The organism is Cytobacillus sp. QJM3NY_8 (assembly GCF_056173585.1).
Genome location: NZ_CM149681.1, coordinates 271,624 through 289,113, shown reverse-complemented (window position 1 = coordinate 289,113; position 17,490 = coordinate 271,624). Strand labels below are relative to the sequence as shown.

15 protein-coding genes, 2 tRNA genes, 2 rRNA genes and 1 riboswitch are annotated in these 17,490 nt (G+C 43.2%); of the genes, 4 read left to right on the top strand and 15 right to left on the bottom strand.

The window, feature by feature from the left end:
• Positions 1-66: 66 nt before the first annotated feature.
• Genes AC0VZ9_RS01610 through AC0VZ9_RS01600 form a run of 3 tightly spaced genes read right to left on the bottom strand, consistent with a single transcriptional unit; the run spans position 67 to position 2,452 of the window.
• Positions 67-1,266, bottom strand: a complete 1,200-nt coding sequence (locus tag AC0VZ9_RS01610) for a methyl-accepting chemotaxis protein (RefSeq protein ID WP_009336215.1) — start codon at positions 1,264-1,266, stop codon at positions 67-69.
• A gap of 51 nt (positions 1,267-1,317) precedes the next feature.
• Positions 1,318-2,028: a hypothetical protein gene (locus tag AC0VZ9_RS01605; protein WP_009336217.1), complete on the bottom strand. Its 711-nt coding sequence runs from the start codon at positions 2,026-2,028 to the stop codon at positions 1,318-1,320.
• A gap of 55 nt (positions 2,029-2,083) precedes the next feature.
• Positions 2,084-2,452, bottom strand: coding sequence for a hypothetical protein (locus tag AC0VZ9_RS01600; protein WP_009336220.1), 369 nt, complete (start codon positions 2,450-2,452; stop codon positions 2,084-2,086).
• A 115-nt stretch (positions 2,453-2,567) separates the two neighbouring features.
• A riboswitch (cyclic di-GMP riboswitch) is annotated at positions 2,568-2,654 on the bottom strand.
• A gap of 408 nt (positions 2,655-3,062) precedes the next feature.
• Here AC0VZ9_RS01600 and AC0VZ9_RS01595 point away from each other — a divergent pair.
• Positions 3,063-4,247, top strand: coding sequence for a DUF4317 domain-containing protein (locus tag AC0VZ9_RS01595; protein ID WP_009336221.1), 1,185 nt, complete (start codon positions 3,063-3,065; stop codon positions 4,245-4,247).
• Positions 4,248-4,380: 133 nt separating this feature from the next.
• Here AC0VZ9_RS01595 and groL read toward each other — a convergent pair whose 3' ends face one another.
• Positions 4,381-6,012 (bottom strand): chaperonin GroEL, encoded by a 1,632-nt coding sequence (gene groL / locus AC0VZ9_RS01590; RefSeq protein WP_009336288.1) that lies wholly within the window; start codon positions 6,010-6,012, stop codon positions 4,381-4,383.
• 61 nt (positions 6,013-6,073) lie between these two features.
• Positions 6,074-6,358 (bottom strand): co-chaperone GroES, encoded by a 285-nt coding sequence (groES, locus tag AC0VZ9_RS01585; protein ID WP_009336289.1) that lies wholly within the window; start codon positions 6,356-6,358, stop codon positions 6,074-6,076.
• Positions 6,359-6,675: 317 nt separating this feature from the next.
• Between groES and AC0VZ9_RS01580 the strand changes: the two genes are divergently transcribed.
• Both AC0VZ9_RS01580 and AC0VZ9_RS01575 read left to right on the top strand, forming a co-directional pair.
• Positions 6,676-7,401, top strand: coding sequence for a lysostaphin resistance A-like protein (locus AC0VZ9_RS01580; RefSeq protein WP_475396978.1), 726 nt, complete (start codon positions 6,676-6,678; stop codon positions 7,399-7,401).
• A 46-nt stretch (positions 7,402-7,447) separates the two neighbouring features.
• Positions 7,448-7,651 (top strand): YdiK family protein, encoded by a 204-nt coding sequence (locus AC0VZ9_RS01575; RefSeq protein ID WP_475396977.1) that lies wholly within the window; start codon positions 7,448-7,450, stop codon positions 7,649-7,651.
• Positions 7,652-7,672: 21 nt separating this feature from the next.
• Here AC0VZ9_RS01575 and AC0VZ9_RS01570 read toward each other — a convergent pair whose 3' ends face one another.
• Complete coding sequence (locus AC0VZ9_RS01570; protein WP_019382368.1) at positions 7,673-8,317, bottom strand: redox-sensing transcriptional repressor Rex; 645 nt, start codon at positions 8,315-8,317, stop codon at positions 7,673-7,675.
• A 27-nt stretch (positions 8,318-8,344) separates the two neighbouring features.
• Positions 8,345-8,827, bottom strand: a complete 483-nt coding sequence (moaC, locus tag AC0VZ9_RS01565) for a cyclic pyranopterin monophosphate synthase MoaC (RefSeq protein WP_019382367.1) — start codon at positions 8,825-8,827, stop codon at positions 8,345-8,347.
• Positions 8,828-9,017: 190 nt separating this feature from the next.
• On the opposite strand from moaC, the gene AC0VZ9_RS01560 reads away from it, so the two are divergent.
• On the top strand, positions 9,018-10,940 hold the full coding sequence (locus AC0VZ9_RS01560) for an ABC-F family ATP-binding cassette domain-containing protein (RefSeq protein WP_252245735.1): 1,923 nt from the start codon (positions 9,018-9,020) through the stop codon (positions 10,938-10,940).
• 228 nt (positions 10,941-11,168) lie between these two features.
• Here AC0VZ9_RS01560 and tsaD read toward each other — a convergent pair whose 3' ends face one another.
• The 8 genes from tsaD to AC0VZ9_RS01520 all read right to left on the bottom strand — a co-directional run bounded on the left by tsaD (position 11,169) and on the right by AC0VZ9_RS01520 (position 17,356).
• Positions 11,169-12,197 (bottom strand): tRNA (adenosine(37)-N6)-threonylcarbamoyltransferase complex transferase subunit TsaD, encoded by a 1,029-nt coding sequence (gene tsaD / locus AC0VZ9_RS01555; RefSeq protein ID WP_009336295.1) that lies wholly within the window; start codon positions 12,195-12,197, stop codon positions 11,169-11,171.
• Positions 12,197-12,646, bottom strand: coding sequence for a ribosomal protein S18-alanine N-acetyltransferase (gene rimI / locus AC0VZ9_RS01550; protein WP_009336296.1), 450 nt, complete (start codon positions 12,644-12,646; stop codon positions 12,197-12,199). Before rimI ends, tsaD begins: the two co-directional genes overlap by 1 nt.
• 18 nt (positions 12,647-12,664) lie before the next feature.
• A complete protein-coding gene (tsaB, locus tag AC0VZ9_RS01545) occupies positions 12,665-13,369 on the bottom strand; it encodes a tRNA (adenosine(37)-N6)-threonylcarbamoyltransferase complex dimerization subunit type 1 TsaB (protein WP_009336297.1) in 705 nt (234 codons plus the stop codon).
• Entirely contained in the window at positions 13,366-13,821 is a 456-nt protein-coding gene (tsaE, locus tag AC0VZ9_RS01540; protein ID WP_009336298.1) for a tRNA (adenosine(37)-N6)-threonylcarbamoyltransferase complex ATPase subunit type 1 TsaE, read from the bottom strand. Before tsaE ends, tsaB begins: the two co-directional genes overlap by 4 nt.
• Before the next feature lie 208 nt (positions 13,822-14,029).
• Positions 14,030-14,106 (bottom strand) — tRNA-Asp (locus tag AC0VZ9_RS01535).
• Between the two features lie 3 nt (positions 14,107-14,109).
• Positions 14,110-14,183: transfer RNA gene (locus AC0VZ9_RS01530), tRNA-Met, on the bottom strand.
• A 42-nt stretch (positions 14,184-14,225) separates the two neighbouring features.
• Positions 14,226-14,342: ribosomal RNA gene (gene rrf, locus AC0VZ9_RS01525) — 5S ribosomal RNA — on the bottom strand.
• A 78-nt stretch (positions 14,343-14,420) separates the two neighbouring features.
• Positions 14,421-17,356, bottom strand: a 23S ribosomal RNA gene (locus AC0VZ9_RS01520).
• Positions 17,357-17,490: the final 134 nt, after the last annotated feature.

Genomic DNA, 17,490 nt, shown 5'->3' with positions numbered 1-17,490 from the left:
TTCCCACAGGCTGCATTTACCTGAAAGAAGCACCTTTATATTAATCAGCCAGCAAAGCAACGATCTTTATACTGCTGCACTGAGCTTTTTATCAGCAATTTGACCATGAGCTGCCTCTGTTTCAGCACCATGATTCCATACAAATATTAACTTGTTTACATCATCTGTTAGCTCTACAAGATTCTTTGCTACCTGGACAAGTTTTTGCATTGCAGTCAGTTCATCATCACTAATTTCGATTAGCTCCTCAAACATTTCAACAGATTCCCGTGAGATTGAGGCAATCTCAACAATTGTTGCCATGATCTGCTGCGAAGCAGAAGATAATTCCTGTGTACTCGCAGAAGAGTTTTCATTATTTTCAGCAATAATTTTTGTAGTAGCCAGAATTTGTTTGAACATGGACCCAACTTCTACAAGGGTGGTATTTGTATCTTTCAATTCCTCTGTTCCCTGCTGCATGGAGTTCACGACTATCCCAGTTTCCTCCTGTATATTCTTTACAATGTTTGATACTTCAGAGGAAGACTGCCGTGATTGTTCGGCCAATTTTCGAACCTCATCAGCAACGACTGCAAATCCTTTGCCATGCTCTCCCGCACGGGCCGCTTCTATGGCCGCATTCAATGCCAATAAATTAATTTGTTCTGAAATCCCTGTAATCACTTTTACAATCGTGCCGATTTCATGAGATTTTTCTCCGAGTTTATTTATGGCATCAAATGTTATATTTACCGTTTGATTAAACTGATTCATTTTATCTAAGGAATCCTTTAGCTTCTCGTTTCCTTCCTGCGTCAGTTCTAAGGTAGTATTCGATTGTTCTGAAATCTGAAGGGATCTCACGGATAGATCTTCGATAGCCTGTGTCATTTCCTCCATAGATGCAGCACTTTCTTCTGTTGCTGCCAATTGTTTCGTCAACCCTCTGCCTACCTCATCAATTGCCGCTCTAACAATATCCGCTTTTTCAGAAGCATATTCACCGACTTCAGTAAGATTTTCACCTTTTTCATGAACATCTTTTGAATAGGAAAAAAACTTTTCCCTTACAAGGCCGAAATAGTCGATTAGCCCATTAAATACAGCATGTTTAGAGCTTCGTTCATCAACCTTCGCTGCAATTTTACCTGCTGATAATTCTTCCATTCCATTTATTATTTCCTTATGAATATGGAGATGGTGTTTTAATGAAAAGTATCGATAGGCAAAAAACACCGATACTCCCATTAAAATAATATTGATGCCTAGCATAATCGCTTCCATTATAATAAATCCCCTAACATCTATTTAATTAAATTAGACTTTATATGTAATTTAAAGCTCTTTTATTAGGATATATGTTCCATCTGCTACATTTGCAGGAATACCACTCAGCTTATTATTATCCTGATATTTATGGACAATATAATTTCCTTCAGTATCTTTATATTTTTTCATATTATGATATTTTTCCATGACCCGTATTGATTTAGGGTTGGTTGCTTCACCTAAAACAGCCTTTAATCCTTGGGATGATGCTTTTGCGATTAATCTATTTCCTAGCTGCTGAATAATTTCATGACGATTATGTTCAGCTATTACGCCTAACATGAAAAGGTGTAATAGTTCTCCATCCTTGATTTCATGTCCATTCTGTTTTTTATAATCTTCCATAAAACGTTTATCTACATCTTCCAAAACACGGAGAATTACATTCATATCATAAAAAGAACCTTCAAATATGTCTTCTCCGATTATCTCAGGTGCATTTGTATCTCCCGCAAGTACACCGACAACTTTATGATTAGCATCCTTTGCAACTGCGCAATATCCCTGTTCAATCGTAGAGTCTAAATAATCCTTGGTAAATTGATAGAAATCCTCATAGCCTATATTCAATTGTCCTACCATTGGCTCCTGAACCCATTTCCCTGCAACCTCCACTCCTATGAATGTTCGAGCCAGACAATCAGCTGCTTTCACAATTAATTCTGGCTGATCCTTCTTTATAATTTCGTATGTATATAGCTCTAGTGTTGTTTGCACTTCTTTACTCCCTTTCAAATGTAAATTAATGATCCCCTAATCATTGTCACGAACATTAGATGCCATGAGGCACTTTATCAACAAACGTACCTGAGAACTCAATTCTCTCAAGTGCATTCCTGATTTGCACCTGCGCAATTTTAGATGACGGTTTTACTACAAGAATATCCTTAAATCCCAATGAAGAATAAAATTGCATTGTCTGTTCAAGCTGTGGAACCACCTTTGATGGGACAGGGGTTTGATGGGTCCCGTCTACAACAAATGTATAACTTTGCCTTGATACCTTACTAATCGTATCCTGTAAATCTATCATATAACCTTCCGCATCCTCCTCTCTCATTAACCCATGAACCTGTACATGAACTTCCTTTGCGGCCTCATTAATGGCCATTTTGTATTTTTTCTTATCTACAACTATCATCGCTGATCTCCTTTGCCTGTATTCTCCATCATTTTTGCAGCTATTTAAAAGGTGTCCAAAAAAAAAGACTATCCCCAAATAGACAGGGATAGCCAAATAAACGTTCTTTATTATCCTTGGCAACCCGACTGTCATTACCCTGGAGGATTTTAGACTCGTAGCTTTGCGTCCTTACCTTTCGATAAGTTTGCCTTTTCAATTTTATTAAATATAGGACTAATTTCACGATTATATTTTACTATACTATTATAAAGAACTTGCCATTTTTTGTCGATACTTGTAATTTTTATTTCTGCATCCAATTTTATCTGGAAGAGTATGTCTCCATGTTAAAGAAATAAAAAAGGCTTCCCATAAGTTTAGTCAACTTATGAGAGGCCTCAATTAAATACCTTTATGTTAACAAAATATCAGCATTCTACATTCACCTCGCCAGCGCAAACTCGGCCGGTAAAAATCAACTTCATGCTTCTCAAATCTCCAGCCAAATTTAATTAACGTATCCCTTTTCAAAAAAGCGAAAATAAAAGAGATAAATAATTTATAGAGCTGATGTATTTTGTTATTCTAGTAAATATGCATATTGGGCAGCTTAGGAGTGGATTTAACTGTGAACAAAAAAGACATCGCACAGATTCGGAAACAATTTAAATTAAATAATGACTTACTAAAGATCTCAGATATTTTTAATGTCTATATTATGAAGGAATCAAGTGAGATTTATCATTATGAAAGCCAGCCCTTTGAAATGCTGGACCAGGATCAGCAGGAGCTATTTATGGATAACTTCAAAAAGCTGCTTGGCGGCCAATTGGATGAAAAGCTCTTTGAATTAAAGTTTCAGAGGGATGCCGAAAACAGCAGTCAACTCATCCTGCATCAGGGATTGCTAAGCAGTGATGCTGAAGGCTGGATGGATCAAATGCTTCAGATAGTCGGCAAAATGCTGGGAATCCGGCAATATGAAAAGGATATTGTCGTTACATTCATTCGCGGGGAGTATCTTAAGCCAATGAAACGCCGCAACGCAGAAGCCGAGGAAAGTGAACGGGATGCCGTTTATTCTCATCCCTTTATTCTCTGCAGCATAAATAACACGCAAGAACCGAAGAAAGAACTTCTTTTTGACTATGTCGAGAAGGAATTTAAATATCATTTTACCGTTGATCCGATTATCAACCTCAAGGCTCCCATTTCAGGGTTTCTATTTCCCTGCTTTACCGATCATGCAGCTGATGTCAATCACGTCTTGTATTCAGCAGGCAAGGTACATGAGCCCGACTACCAGTTCATAGTGGACGTTTTAAACGGGGAAGAAACGATGACGGCGCAGGATGATAAAATCGTTTTTGAGGAAATTATTAAAGACGTAACAGGAGATCAGCTAAGCACAGCAACCCTTTCCAACGTATATGAAGAGATTAACCGTATGATCGTGGAAAACGAAGAGGATGAACCGCCGAAGCTGGATTCCAAAGACGTAGAACGCGTTTTAAAAGTGAGTGGTCTCGAAGATATTAATTCAGAAAAGGTCCAATCCGCTTATCAAAAAATCATCGATGATGACAAATATGAAATAAAGGCAACCAGCGTCCTGCCCAAATTTAATTCAAAATCAATAAAAATCAGCACGAAGGCAGCCAACATATCCATCTGCCCGCAAGATCTTCGATATGTAAAACAAGTCCATTTTGACGGCAAGCGCTATCTGATGATCGAAGTGGAAGAAGATACTGTGATTGAAGGCTTCACGATGATTCCCGAAACTTTTGGCGGGGGTTCGGACAAAGAATAAATAAAAAAAGGAATTCCCGAATAGGAATTCCTTTTTTGTTTGTTATAAACAGTTTTGGGAACAGCAGGACAAGAAAACCTGTACCTATGTCCTGGTGGATGATGATTTAAAACGTTGGGTTCAACGCTTTAAATTACATCATGCCGCCCATGCCGCCCATGCCGCCCATATCAGGCATTGCAGGAGCAGCGTTTTCTTCCGGCTTGTCAGCAACTACTGCTTCAGTAGTTAAGAACATAGCTGCAACAGATCCAGCGTTTTGAAGAGCTGAACGAGTTACTTTAGTTGGGTCAACGATACCAGCTTCGATCATGTTTACCCACTCGCCAGTAGCAGCGTTGAAGCCAGTTCCAACTGCTTCGCGCTTTAAGCGGTCAACAATGATAGAACCTTCTAGACCGGCATTGTGAGCAATTGTGCGTACAGGCTCTTCCATCGCACGCAATACGATGTTAACACCAGTTGCTTCATCGCCTTCAGCCTGGATAGCAGCCACTTTATTGTATACGTTTAGAAGGGCAACACCACCACCGGAAACGATGCCTTCTTCTACAGCAGCACGTGTAGAGTTAAGGGCGTCTTCGATGCGAAGCTTGCGCTCTTTTAATTCAGTTTCAGTAGCAGCACCAACTTTAACAACTGCAACACCACCAGCAAGTTTAGCAAGGCGCTCTTGTAATTTTTCGCGGTCAAATTCAGAAGTTGTTTCTTCCATTTGAGTGCGGATCTGGTTCACACGTCCGCCGATTTGCGCGCTGTCTCCAGCACCCTCAACGATTGTAGTGTTTTCTTTTGTAACAACTACTTTAGTAGCGCGTCCTAAAGAGTCGATTGTAGCAGACTTAAGGTCACGGCCTAACTCTTCAGTGATTACTTCACCGCCAGTCAGGATCGCGATATCTTCAAGCATAGCTTTGCGGCGGTCACCGAAGCCAGGAGCTTTTACTGCTACCGCGTTGAAAGTTCCGCGAAGCTTATTCACAACTAGTGTAGCAAGTGCTTCACCTTCAACATCTTCAGCTACAAGCAATAAAGGCTTGCCTTGCTGTACAACTTGCTCAAGTACAGGAAGGATTTCCTGGATGCTTGTGATCTTCTTATCAGTGATTAAGATATAAGGGTTTTCAAGAACCGCTTCCATCTTATCAGAATCTGTAACCATGTATGGAGAAGCATATCCGCGGTCGAATTGCATACCTTCAACCACATCAAGCTCAGTTGTGAATCCTTTAGATTCTTCGATTGTGATAACACCATCGTTGCCAACGCGCTCCATTGCTTCAGCGATCAGCTGGCCAACTTCATTGTCAGCAGCAGAGATTGCAGCAACCTGAGCAATAGATTCCTTATTTTCGATTGGCTTAGAAATAGCTTTTAATTCTTCTACAGCTGTAACAACTGCTTTTTCGATTCCTTTGCGGATGCCCATTGGGTTAGCGCCTGCAGTTACGTTCTTAAGGCCTTCACGGATCATTGCCTGAGCAAGAACAGTTGCAGTTGTTGTACCGTCACCGGCAACATCATTTGTTTTACTTGCTACTTCAGCAACAAGCTTCGCACCCATGTTTTCGAATGCATCTTCAAGCTCGATTTCTTTCGCAATTGTCACACCATCATTGGTGATAAGTGGAGAACCGAATTTCTTCTCAAGAACCACGTTGCGTCCTTTAGGTCCAAGAGTTACTTTTACCGCATTTGCAAGGGAATCCACACCGCGAAGCATCGCGCGGCGAGCTTCTTCACTAAATTTAATCTCTTTAGCCATTGATAAAAACCTCCTCAAAAATTTTAGCTTTATTCTTTAATAATCTTCGTCTGATCGGCGATTAGCCAATTACAGCAAGAATGTCATTTTCGCGTAAAATTAAATACTCTTTGCCTTCGTACTTCACTTCAGTACCAGCATATTTTGAGAAGATGATACGATCGCCGTCAGCAACTTCAAGGGCAACACGCTCACCATTTTCAAGAACGCGGCCAGTTCCTACAGCTACAACTTTACCTTCTTGAGGCTTTTCTTTAGCAGTGTCCGGCAGTACGATGCCGCTTGCAGTTTTTTCTTCAGTTTCAACAAGCTCGATAATAATTCGATCACCTAGTGGCTTTAACAAGTGAAACAACCTCCTCAAATAATATGTAAATATTTTTATTTATTAGCACTCTCTCTGTATGAGTGCTAACACAATTATTATATTAATGAATCTCATTTCTATTTGCAAGGGTGAAGCTTAAATTTTTTAGAAAAAATTTCATTCGCCCATACACGCTATTTTTCGACACAGACAACCTCTTAAGTATGCTTCGGAACTCTTCACTTTACCCATAGTATTTTCCTGCTTTGATGCTGATATTTGAAACCCGCTCCTTATTAAGAGTACAATGGCTTTAGGACTTGTTTTCCAACACTCAGAATAAGGAGTATAACATTTTGAAGAAGGAATATTGGTTTATATTAATAGCTTATATTGCCATGCAGCTGTCCAGTTTGTTTGGCGTTCCGCTTGTGTTATTTATTGCAGATGCCCTTGGACAGAACCCCGAAAACATGCAGATCCTGGCTGTAGCCTACTGGCTTGTCATCAGTTTTACGGTTACACTGATCATTACGCTTCTATTATTAAGAAAAGAGATGAAAAAAGGCCTGAATAGGGATGCATCTTCCGCAGCAAGCTCAGCGGGCTGGGCAGTTGGGGGTATATTTTTGGCCCTGATCGCTCAAGCTACTGCTGCCAGCATTGAAAATATGATTGGGATTGAAATGGGATCTGAGAATACGCAGCAGATTATCCGGATTATTGAAGCATCGCCAATCGTTATCTTAATTAGTTCGGTCATTGGGCCAATACTTGAGGAGATTGTCTTTAGAAAAGTTATTTTCGGTTCTCTCCATAAGCGCTTCAACTTCTTCTTATCGGCCCTGATCAGCTCAGTCATTTTTGCACTTGCCCATTTCGAGCCTGAACATGTACTGCTGTACTCGGCAATGGGGTTCACCTTTGCTTTCTTATATGTCAAAACGAAGCGGATTATTGTGCCGATTTTTGCCCATGTGGCGATGAACACCTTTGTTGCGGTTATCCAGCTGAATCAGGATAATATGCAAAAATGGTTAGAAGAAATGGAAAAAATGCAGAGCTTTATCAGCTTTTTCTAGCATAGGGAAATGCTTTGCAGAGTTTTAAACTTACTGGGGGATTTTGATGAGAAGCACACCTTTGTTTTCAGGCTTTATTTACATCCTTCTCGGATGCCTTTTCACTTTTATAGCCATACAGAATACCCAGCGTGAAGAAACCTGGGGATTCTTTACTTATTTTCTGATTATAATTGCCACATTCGATTTTGGCACCGGACTGCGGATGGTTGGCCTGCATTTTAAAATGAAAAATAAAATAAAAAAATGAGCCCCCAAAAGGCTCATTTTTTTACATTTCTTCCGGATAGTTTTTCAGAAAATAAACCAGTGACTGCAATTCTACTGCCAGATCGATATGGTGAATCCGAATCGAGGCTGGCACAGTGAGCCTCGCAGGTGTAAAATTAAGGATTCCTTTTATTTTCGCATTCACCATCCGATCGGTAATAGCCTGGGCAGGCGGTGCCGGCACCGTTAAAATCGCCACCTGAATATTATTATTTATAATAACTTCTTCAAGGTCATCCATATGATGGACCGGTACATCACCGATTTTCGTGCCAACCTTACTCTCATCAACATCAAAGGCTACTTCTATTTTGGTATTATTATTTTTAAGAAAATTATAGTTAAGAAAGGCTGTTCCTAAATTCCCTACCCCGATCAAAGCTACTTTAGTCAGCTCATCCTGGTCAAGAGTCTTCCGAAAGAAGCCCAGCAGGTAATTCACATTATATCCATATCCTTTTTTTCCTAACGCACCAAAGTACGAAAAATCGCGGCGGATTGTTGCAGAATCTACCTTTACCGCCTCACTCAATTCTGCTGAAGAGACTCTTTGTTTGCCTGATGAGTGAAGGTTTTTTAGAAAGCGGTAGTATAAAGGCAGCCGTTTAGCTGTTGCCTGCGGTATCTTAATTGGTTCATTGGCCATTCGTCCATCCCCATTTCTTATGATGAATTAATTTCTTTTAAAATCTCCGTTTTTTCCGCCTGTTTTCTCTATTAAAAAGGTTGGCCCAATCACCATTCCTTTATCTACAGCCTTGCACATGTCATAAACGGTCAGCGCACAGACAGAAGCGGCTGTTAACGCTTCCATTTCCACACCCGTATTTCCCTTCGTTTTTACAGAAGCAGTAATGATCAGGACATACTCTTCCTCTTCCGCCTTCCATGAAAATGAAATGTCCACGCCCTTAAGCGGCAGCGGATGGCACATCGGAATAATGTCCCATGTTTTCTTGCTCGCCATAATGCCTGCAGTTTGTGCAACAGCGAGTACATCCCCTTTTTTCATAGAGTTGGATGTTATCTTTTCGTATATCTCCTGATTAAGAGTAATACTTGATTGAGCAATGGCTGTTCTTGCCGTTTCAGGTTTATCGCTGACATCCACCATTTTTGCCCTGCCCTCTTGATTAAAATGAGTAAAATCCGCCATTCAAAACACCTCTCTTCAAAATCATACACTATTTTTCTGTTACTTTGTATGTGCTTTGTATTGTTCCTCACATATTTATTTGCCTTTTGTCTTGATTGAATGCCCTGCAGAAGGGATTATAGTCCTGTCTCCTTTATTGCCGAACATATATGAATGAGTTACACTTACTCTATACCCGAGGTGAAAGAACATGATACTATTACAAGTCAATCAGCTGGCGAAAAATTTTGGCGCTGATCCCATTTTAACCAATATAAAGCTTGAAGTACAAACCAGGGACAGGATTGCGCTAGTAGGGCGCAATGGTGCAGGAAAGTCCACCCTTTTGAAAATTATTGCCGGACAAATGACATATGACTCCGGTGAGATTATAAAGCCAAAGGAAGTAACAATTGGCTATCTTGCACAAAATACCGGCCTGGAATCAGAGTTATCCATTTGGGATGAAATGCTGACTGTTTTTAGTCATCTGCAGAAGCAGGAAAAACAGCTTCGCAGCCTTGAAGAACAAATGGCAGACCCTGATGTCCTAAATAACTCTGATGCCTATGAACGCATCTTAAAAGAATACGACAAGCTTCAGGTTGATTTCAAAGAAAATGGCGGCTATCAATATGAGGCAGATATCCGTTCCATTCTCCACGGACTCAACTTCAGCTCAATGGGCTATGACACTAAAATTTCATCATTGAGCGGCGGACAGCGTACCAGATTGGCCCTTGGTAAACTTTTGCTGACAAAGCCTGATATCTTAATACTGGACGAGCCTACCAACCACCTGGATATTGAAACATTATCATGGCTCGAACAGTACCTGCAGGGATACAACGGTGCCATTCTAATCGTATCCCATGACCGATATTTCCTTGATAAGGTCGTTTCCCAGGTTTACGAGATTTCCCGCCGCCAAATAAGAAAGTACCCAGGAAACTACAGTTCCTATCTCGATCAAAAAGCGGCTAACTTTGAAAGAGAAATGAAGCAATTCGAGAAACAGCAGGAAGAGATCGCTAAGCTGCAGGATTTTATCCAGCGAAATCTTGCCCGTGCTTCCACAACCAAAAGGGCACAAAGCCGCAGAAAGCAGCTTGCCAGAATGGACGTGATGGACAGGCCGCTGGGAGACGAGAAATCAGCTTCTTTTGGCTTTGACATTGAACGGCAATCAGGCAATGAGGTTTTAAATATACATTCTCTTGCTATTGGCTATGAAGAGATAGTGAGCGAGAATATTTCACTGCGACTGGCAAGAGGTGACAGCATTGCACTGGTGGGGCCCAATGGAATTGGCAAATCCACCTTGCTCAAAACCATCATCAAAAAGATCTCTTCTTTTTCCGGGGAGATACAGTACGGTTCCAATGTGACAATTGGCTACTATGACCAGGAACAGGCGGAACTCACCAGCAATAAAAGAGTCCTGAACGAATTATGGGATGAATACCCGCTAAAACCGGAAAAGGAAATCCGGACAATACTTGGGAACTTTCTTTTCTCTGGTGATGATGTTCTTAAAACTGTTTCAACACTGAGCGGCGGTGAAAAGGCACGTCTTGCGCTTGCGAAGCTTATGATGCAGAAAGCCAATTTCTTAATCCTCGACGAGCCTACAAACCATTTGGATCTGGATAGCAAAGAAATTCTTGAAAATGCATTGATCAATTATCCTGGAACGATTCTCTTTGTATCTCATGACCGATATTTTATCAACAGAATCACAACAAAGGTAGTTGAACTTTCCAGTATTGGGGCAACAGAGTATCTCGGCGATTATGATTATTATGTGGAAAAAAAGCAGGAACAAGAGGAACTGCTTGCACTTAATGAGCAAGATGAATCCACGGCATCACAGCCTGTTAAGCAGGACAAAAATAATTATCAGCAGGATAAAGAAGCCAAAAAGCTCGAACGCCAACGAAAAAGAAGAATGGAAGAAATTGAAGTGCAAATAGAAGGATTGGAGAAAGTAATCGATATGAATGATCAGCTTCTCTGTGATCCGAATGTTTATCAAGACCATGAAAAAGTGATGGGTATCACAAATGAAACTGATCAAGCAAAAGCTAAGCTGGAAGAATTGATGGAAGAATGGACACTTTTAGCTGATGATTAATAAAAGAAAATTCATAACTTTTAGACTGGTAGAATAGTCACTGCCAGTCTTTTCTATTATCCACAGAGATAATCACAAGAAAAACGCAGTTATATATACTCTCCACAGACTTTTCCACATTATCCACAATTTAAACTGTTTTTATCCACATTACCAACATAATATTCTGAAATAAATGATTTTATCCACAGAAAAAGCCCCCTATGCGGTCGGGGACTTTTTCCTAATTTATTTATCATTGTGGATAGTGATGTCCAAACCGGGATTGGCATTTAAATCAAGTCCGGCGAATTGTCCTTTTTCAAACAGCACACTTCCTGCTGCACCAATCATCGCTGCATTATCTGTGCATAATGTTAATGGCGGAATAATAAGCTTTATCTCCGCTTTGTCCCCAAACCTCTTTTCCAAAGAAGCTCGAAGTCCTTTATTCGCCGCAACTCCGCCTGCGAGCAGCAGCTGCTTCACCTGATATTCTTCAACAGCTCTTTCTGTTTTCGTTACTAAGACATCAATGACACTTTCCTGGAAGCTTGCAGCAAGATCTTCCGGCACAATGGTCTCACCACGCTGCTCAGCATTGTGAACAGTGTTGATAACGGCAGACTTTAAGCCGCTGAAGCTAAAATCGTATGAACCTTCTTCCAGCCATGCTCTCGGAAGCTGAATGGTCGGGTTCCCTTCATGAGCGAGTCTGTCAATGTGAGGACCGCCTGGATATGGCAGATTTAATGTCCGGGCAACTTTATCATATGCCTCTCCTGCAGCATCATCCCTTGTCTCTCCAATCACTTGGAAATGGCCATGCTCCTTCATATAGACAAGCTCTGTATGACCGCCTGAGACTACCAGGGACAGTAATGGAAATTCCATTTCTTCAACCAATCGATTGGCATAAATATGTCCAGCAATATGATGCACGCCTACAAGAGGGATACCATGAGCAAAAGCAACTGCTTTAGCGGCATTAACCCCGATCAGCAGCGCGCCTACAAGGCCAGGTCCTTCAGTCACAGCAATTGCTGAAAGATCTGAATATGTAATGCCTGCCTTATATAATGCTTCTTCCAACACTATAGTTATCTGTTCAACATGATGGCGGGAAGCGATTTCCGGAACTACTCCCCCAAAACGTTTATGGCTTTCTATTTGGGATGCAACTATATTGGCTGAGATTTCACGGCCATTCTTAATGATGGCAACAGCCGTCTCATCACAGCTTGTTTCAATCCCCATGATCCATTGATCTTTATTCATTATAAATTCACCCACATTACTAAAGCATCTTCTTGATTATCAGTGTAGTAGTTCTTCCTTATGGCTCCATTTTGAAAACCAAGCTTTCGGTACAAGGCCTGAGCTGTAAAGTTAGATACCCTTACTTCCAGAGTCATCGTGATGGCCCCCATTTCAGACGCAATCTCCATTAACTTTCGCATAAGAGCTTCTCCAAGCTTTCTCCCGCGATATTCAGGGAGCAGCGCAACATTTGTGATATGAGCTTCGTCCACTACGATCCATGCTCCACAGTAGCCTATAACTTTATTTTCTTCTTCTAAAACAACATACAATGCAAACTGATTTTGTGTTAATTCGTTAAAAAAAGCTTCCCTGCTCCAGGGTGTTGCAAAGGACTTATGTTCTATTTCCAAAACATCATCAATATCCTCTTCATTCATAAAACGGAAAGTTAAGGATTTATTCATACGTTCGCTTCCTCATCACTATAGCTTTTTTTCTTGGTTTGCTTTTATCCAATTGGCTTCAGCTTCTGCAATCCTAATATAATTAGGAACAAAAGAGTGAACTTCCTCAGGCTCTCTGTCTCTGCCTAACAAGGCAAGTTCTGCCGGCCTTGGATTATGTTCTGCAGGCGAAGCGTACACAGCCAGGTCTCTAAGGGATTCTGTAAATACCTCTTTATGTAAAGGCAGATCATTCCCTATAAAAAGGACCTTCTCTTGCTGCTCAGAAAGCATTGCTGCCCAATCTTTTGCAAGAAGGAGCTGGTCTTTCATAAGAGATGCTAACTGCCCTTCCTTATATTGATACAGGCCAGTATATATTTGTCCTCTCCGTGCATCAAACAAAGGAGATATGACGCCATTAAAGTATCTGCCTGCCGAAGCCGCATAAATTTCCAGGCTGGATACCCCAACCAGCGGCTTATTTAAAGTCCAGGCCAGAGTTTTTGCAATTGTAACCCCAATACGGACGCCTGTATAGGAGCCAGGTCCTTTCGCAACAACAATTTTATCTAACTCAGCTGGCGTAACACCACAATCTTTCATTAAGATATCAATAGCCGGCATAACACGAACAGAGTGATTCTTTTTGACATTGGTAATGTACTCGCCTATAACCTGATCACCATCCAGAAGAGCTACTCCCAAAGGGTAATTGGATGTATCTATGGCTAAAACCTTCATAACATAATCTCCTTACACAATTCCTCATATCTTTTTCCCCGGGGTTCCAGGACAAGCTTTCTTGAGTCATTATCATCAAGATATAAATAAATCGTCAATAACTCTTCGGGAAGCTGTTCTTTAACTAGATGAGCCCATTCTACAACTGTGACCCCATTGCCTTCAAAATATTCATCAAACCCCAAATCCTCAAAAGAATCTTCAACTCTATATACATCCATATGATACAGGGGCAATCTTCCTTGGTATTCTTTAATAATCGTAAAAGTGGGGCTATTTACATTACGGGTAATATTAAGTCCTTTTGCCAGCCCCTTGGTGAATGTCGTTTTTCCTGCGCCCAAATCTCCTTCCAGAGCAAGGACATCCCCCGGCTGGAGCAGACTGCCCAGCCTTTCCGAAAACGCCATCGTATCCTCTGGCTTCTTTGAGATAAACTCAAACTGACTCATATGTTTCATCACCTTTTATGGTCTAATCTATAAAGAAAAAAAACCTTAGGATAAATCCTAAGGAGAATAATCTATATGTAGTTTACCTTATTTTGCAGCAATGGGCAAAGTAAGCTATTTTCATTATTAATGGAATATAAGCTGAGGATAAAAAAGAATAAAAAAAAGACGAAACTAGGTTTCGTTTGACGTTCTTAATATTAGAAAATGGCGGTCCGGACGGGACTCGAACCCGCGACCTCCTGCGTGACAGGCAGGCATTCTAACCAACTGAACTACCGGACCAGATTGCGGGGGCAGGATTTGAACCTGCGACCTTCGGGTTATGAGCCCGACGAGCTACCGAACTGCTCCACCCCGCGATAATATTATTTGTGTGATTTTTCGTCACAATTTGTTTTTCCGCCCGGCAGCGTCCTACTCTCACAAGGGGACAGCCCCTAACTACCATCGGCGCTGAGAAGCTTAACTTCCGTGTTCGGTATGGGAACGGGTGTGACCTTCTCGCTATCGCCACCGGACTATTTGGTTGAAGAAACTTCGTTCCCTCAAAACTAGATAATGCATGAAGAAGCATTTGCCGAGTATTCACCAATGACTTGGTTAAGTCCTCGATCGATTAGTATCAGTCAGCTCCACATGTCGCCACGCTTCCACCTCTGACCTATCAACCTGATCATCTTTCAGGGATCTTACTAGCTTGACGCTATGGGAAATCTCATCTCGAGGGGGGCTTCATGCTTAGATGCTTTCAGCACTTATCCCTTCCGCACATAGCTACCCAGCGATGCCTTTGGCAAGACAACTGGTACACCAGCGGTGCGTCCATCCCGGTCCTCTCGTACTAAGGACAGCTCCTCTCAAATTTCCTGCGCCCACGACGGATAGGGACCGAACTGTCTCACGACGTTCTGAACCCAGCTCGCGTACCGCTTTAATGGGCGAACAGCCCAACCCTTGGGACCGACTACAGCCCCAGGATGCGATGAGCCGACATCGAGGTGCCAAACCTCCCCGTCGATGTGGACTCTTGGGGGAGATAAGCCTGTTATCCCCGGGGTAGCTTTTATCCGTTGAGCGATGGCCCTTCCATGCGGAACCACCGGATCACTAAGCCCGACTTTCGTCCCTGCTCGACTTGTAGGTCTCGCAGTCAAGCTCCCTTGTGCCTTTACACTCTGCGAATGATTTCCAACCATTCTGAGGGAACCTTTGGGCGCCTCCGTTACTTTTTAGGAGGCGACCGCCCCAGTCAAACTGCCCACCTGACACTGTCTCCCGCCCCGATAAGGGGCGCGGGTTAGAATTTCAATACAGCCAGGGTAGTATCCCACCGACGCCTCCACCGAAGCTGGCGCTCCGGCTTCTCAGGCTCCTACCTATCCTGTACAAGCTGTACCAAAATTCAATATCAGGCTACAGTAAAGCTCCACGGGGTCTTTCCGTCCTGTCGCGGGTAACCTGCATCTTCACAGGTACTATAATTTCACCGAGTCTCTCGTTGAGACAGTGCCCAGATCGTTACGCCTTTCGTGCGGGTCGGAACTTACCCGACAAGGAATTTCGCTACCTTAGGACCGTTATAGTTACGGCCGCCGTTTACTGGGGCTTCGATTCAAAGCTTCGCTTGCGCTAACCTCTCCTCTTAACCTTCCAGCACCGGGCAGGCGTCAGCCCCTATACTTCGCCTTGCGGCTTCGCAGAGACCTGTGTTTTTGCTAAACAGTCGCCTGGGCCTATTCACTGCGGCTCATCAGGGCTATTCACCCTAATGAGCACCCCTTCTCCCGAAGTTACGGGGTCATTTTGCCGAGTTCCTTAACGAGAGTTCTCTCGCTCACCTTAGGATTCTCTCCTCGCCTACCTGTGTCGGTTTGCGGTACGGGCACCTTTTCCCTCGCTAGAGGCTTTTCTTGGCAGTGTGGAATCAGGAACTTCGGTACTAAATTTCCCTCGCCGTCACAGCTCAGCCTGTGTGGTAACGGGATTTGCCTCGTTACCGGCCTAACTGCTTGGACACGCTAATCCAGCAGCGTGCTTACCCTATCCTCCTGCGTCCCCCCATTGCTCAAACGGTAAAGAGGTGGTACAGGAATATCAACCTGTTGTCCATCGCCTACGCTTTTCAGCCTCGGCTTAGGTCCCGACTAACCCTGAGCGGACGAGCCTTCCTCAGGAAACCTTAGGCATTCGGTGGATGGGATTCTCACCCATCTTTCGCTACTCATACCGGCATTCTCACTTCTAAGCGCTCCACCAGTCCTTGCGGTCTGGCTTCAACGCCCTTAGAACGCTCTCCTACCACTGACATCGTAAGATGTCAATCCACAGCTTCGGTGATACGTTTAGCCCCGGTACATTTTCGGCGCGGAGTCACTCGACCAGTGAGCTATTACGCACTCTTTAAATGGTGGCTGCTTCTAAGCCAACATCCTGGTTGTCTAAGCAACTCCACATCCTTTTCCACTTAACGTATACTTTGGGACCTTAGCTGGTGGTCTGGGCTGTTTCCCTCTTGACTACGGATCTTATCACTCGCAGTCTGACTCCCATGGATAAGTCTTTGGCATTCGGAGTTTGTCTGAATTCGGTAACCCGATGGGGGCCCCTAGTCCAAACAGTGCTCTACCTCCAAGACTCTTACTACATGAGGCTAGCCCTAAAGCTATTTCGGAGAGAACCAGCTATCTCCAAGTTCGATTGGAATTTCTCCGCTACCCACACCTCATCCCCGCACTTTTCAACGTGCGTGGGTTCGGGCCTCCATCCAGTGTTACCTGGACTTCACCCTGGACATGGGTAGATCACCTGGTTTCGGGTCTACGACCACATACTCATTCGCCCTATTCAGACTCGCTTTCGCTGCGGCTCCGTCTCATCAACTTAACCTCGCATGTAATCGTAACTCGCCGGTTCATTCTACAAAAGGCACGCTATCACCCATTAACGGGCTCTAACTACTTGTAGGCACACGGTTTCAGGATCTCTTTCACTCCCCTTCCGGGGTGCTTTTCACCTTTCCCTCACGGTACTGGTTCACTATCGGTCACTAGGTAGTATTTAGCCTTGGGAGATGGTCCTCCCTGCTTCCGACGGGATTTCTCGTGTCCCGCCGTACTCAGGATCCACTCTGGAGGGAACGAAGTTTCAACTACAGGGCTTTTACCTTCTCTGGCCGGCCTTTCCAGACCTGTTCATTTACCTCGTTCCTTTGTAACTCCGTGTAGAGTGTCCTACAACCCCAAGAGGCAAGCCTCTTGGTTTGGGCTAATCCCGTTTCGCTCGCCGCTACTCAGGGAATCGCGTTTGCTTTCTCTTCCTCCGGGTACTTAGATGTTTCAGTTCCCCGGGTCTGCCTTCTATACCCTATGTATTCAGGTAAAGATCCTATCCCATTACGGATAGGGGGTTTCCCCATTCGGAAATCTCCGGATCAAAGCTTACTTACAGCTCCCCGAAGCATATCGGTGTTAGTACCGTCCTTCATCGGCTCCTAGTGCCAAGGCATTCACCGTGCGCCCTTTCTAACTTAACCTACTTCGGCCGCTGATCGACTGCGGATCTCTGCGTCAGCTCTCTCGCTCCGCTCCTCACGTACTGAAGTACGCTCCGGTGCTCACTCGGTCGCTTCCTTGATCTCCTTGCCGCTCATCGTCCTCATGGTTTGTG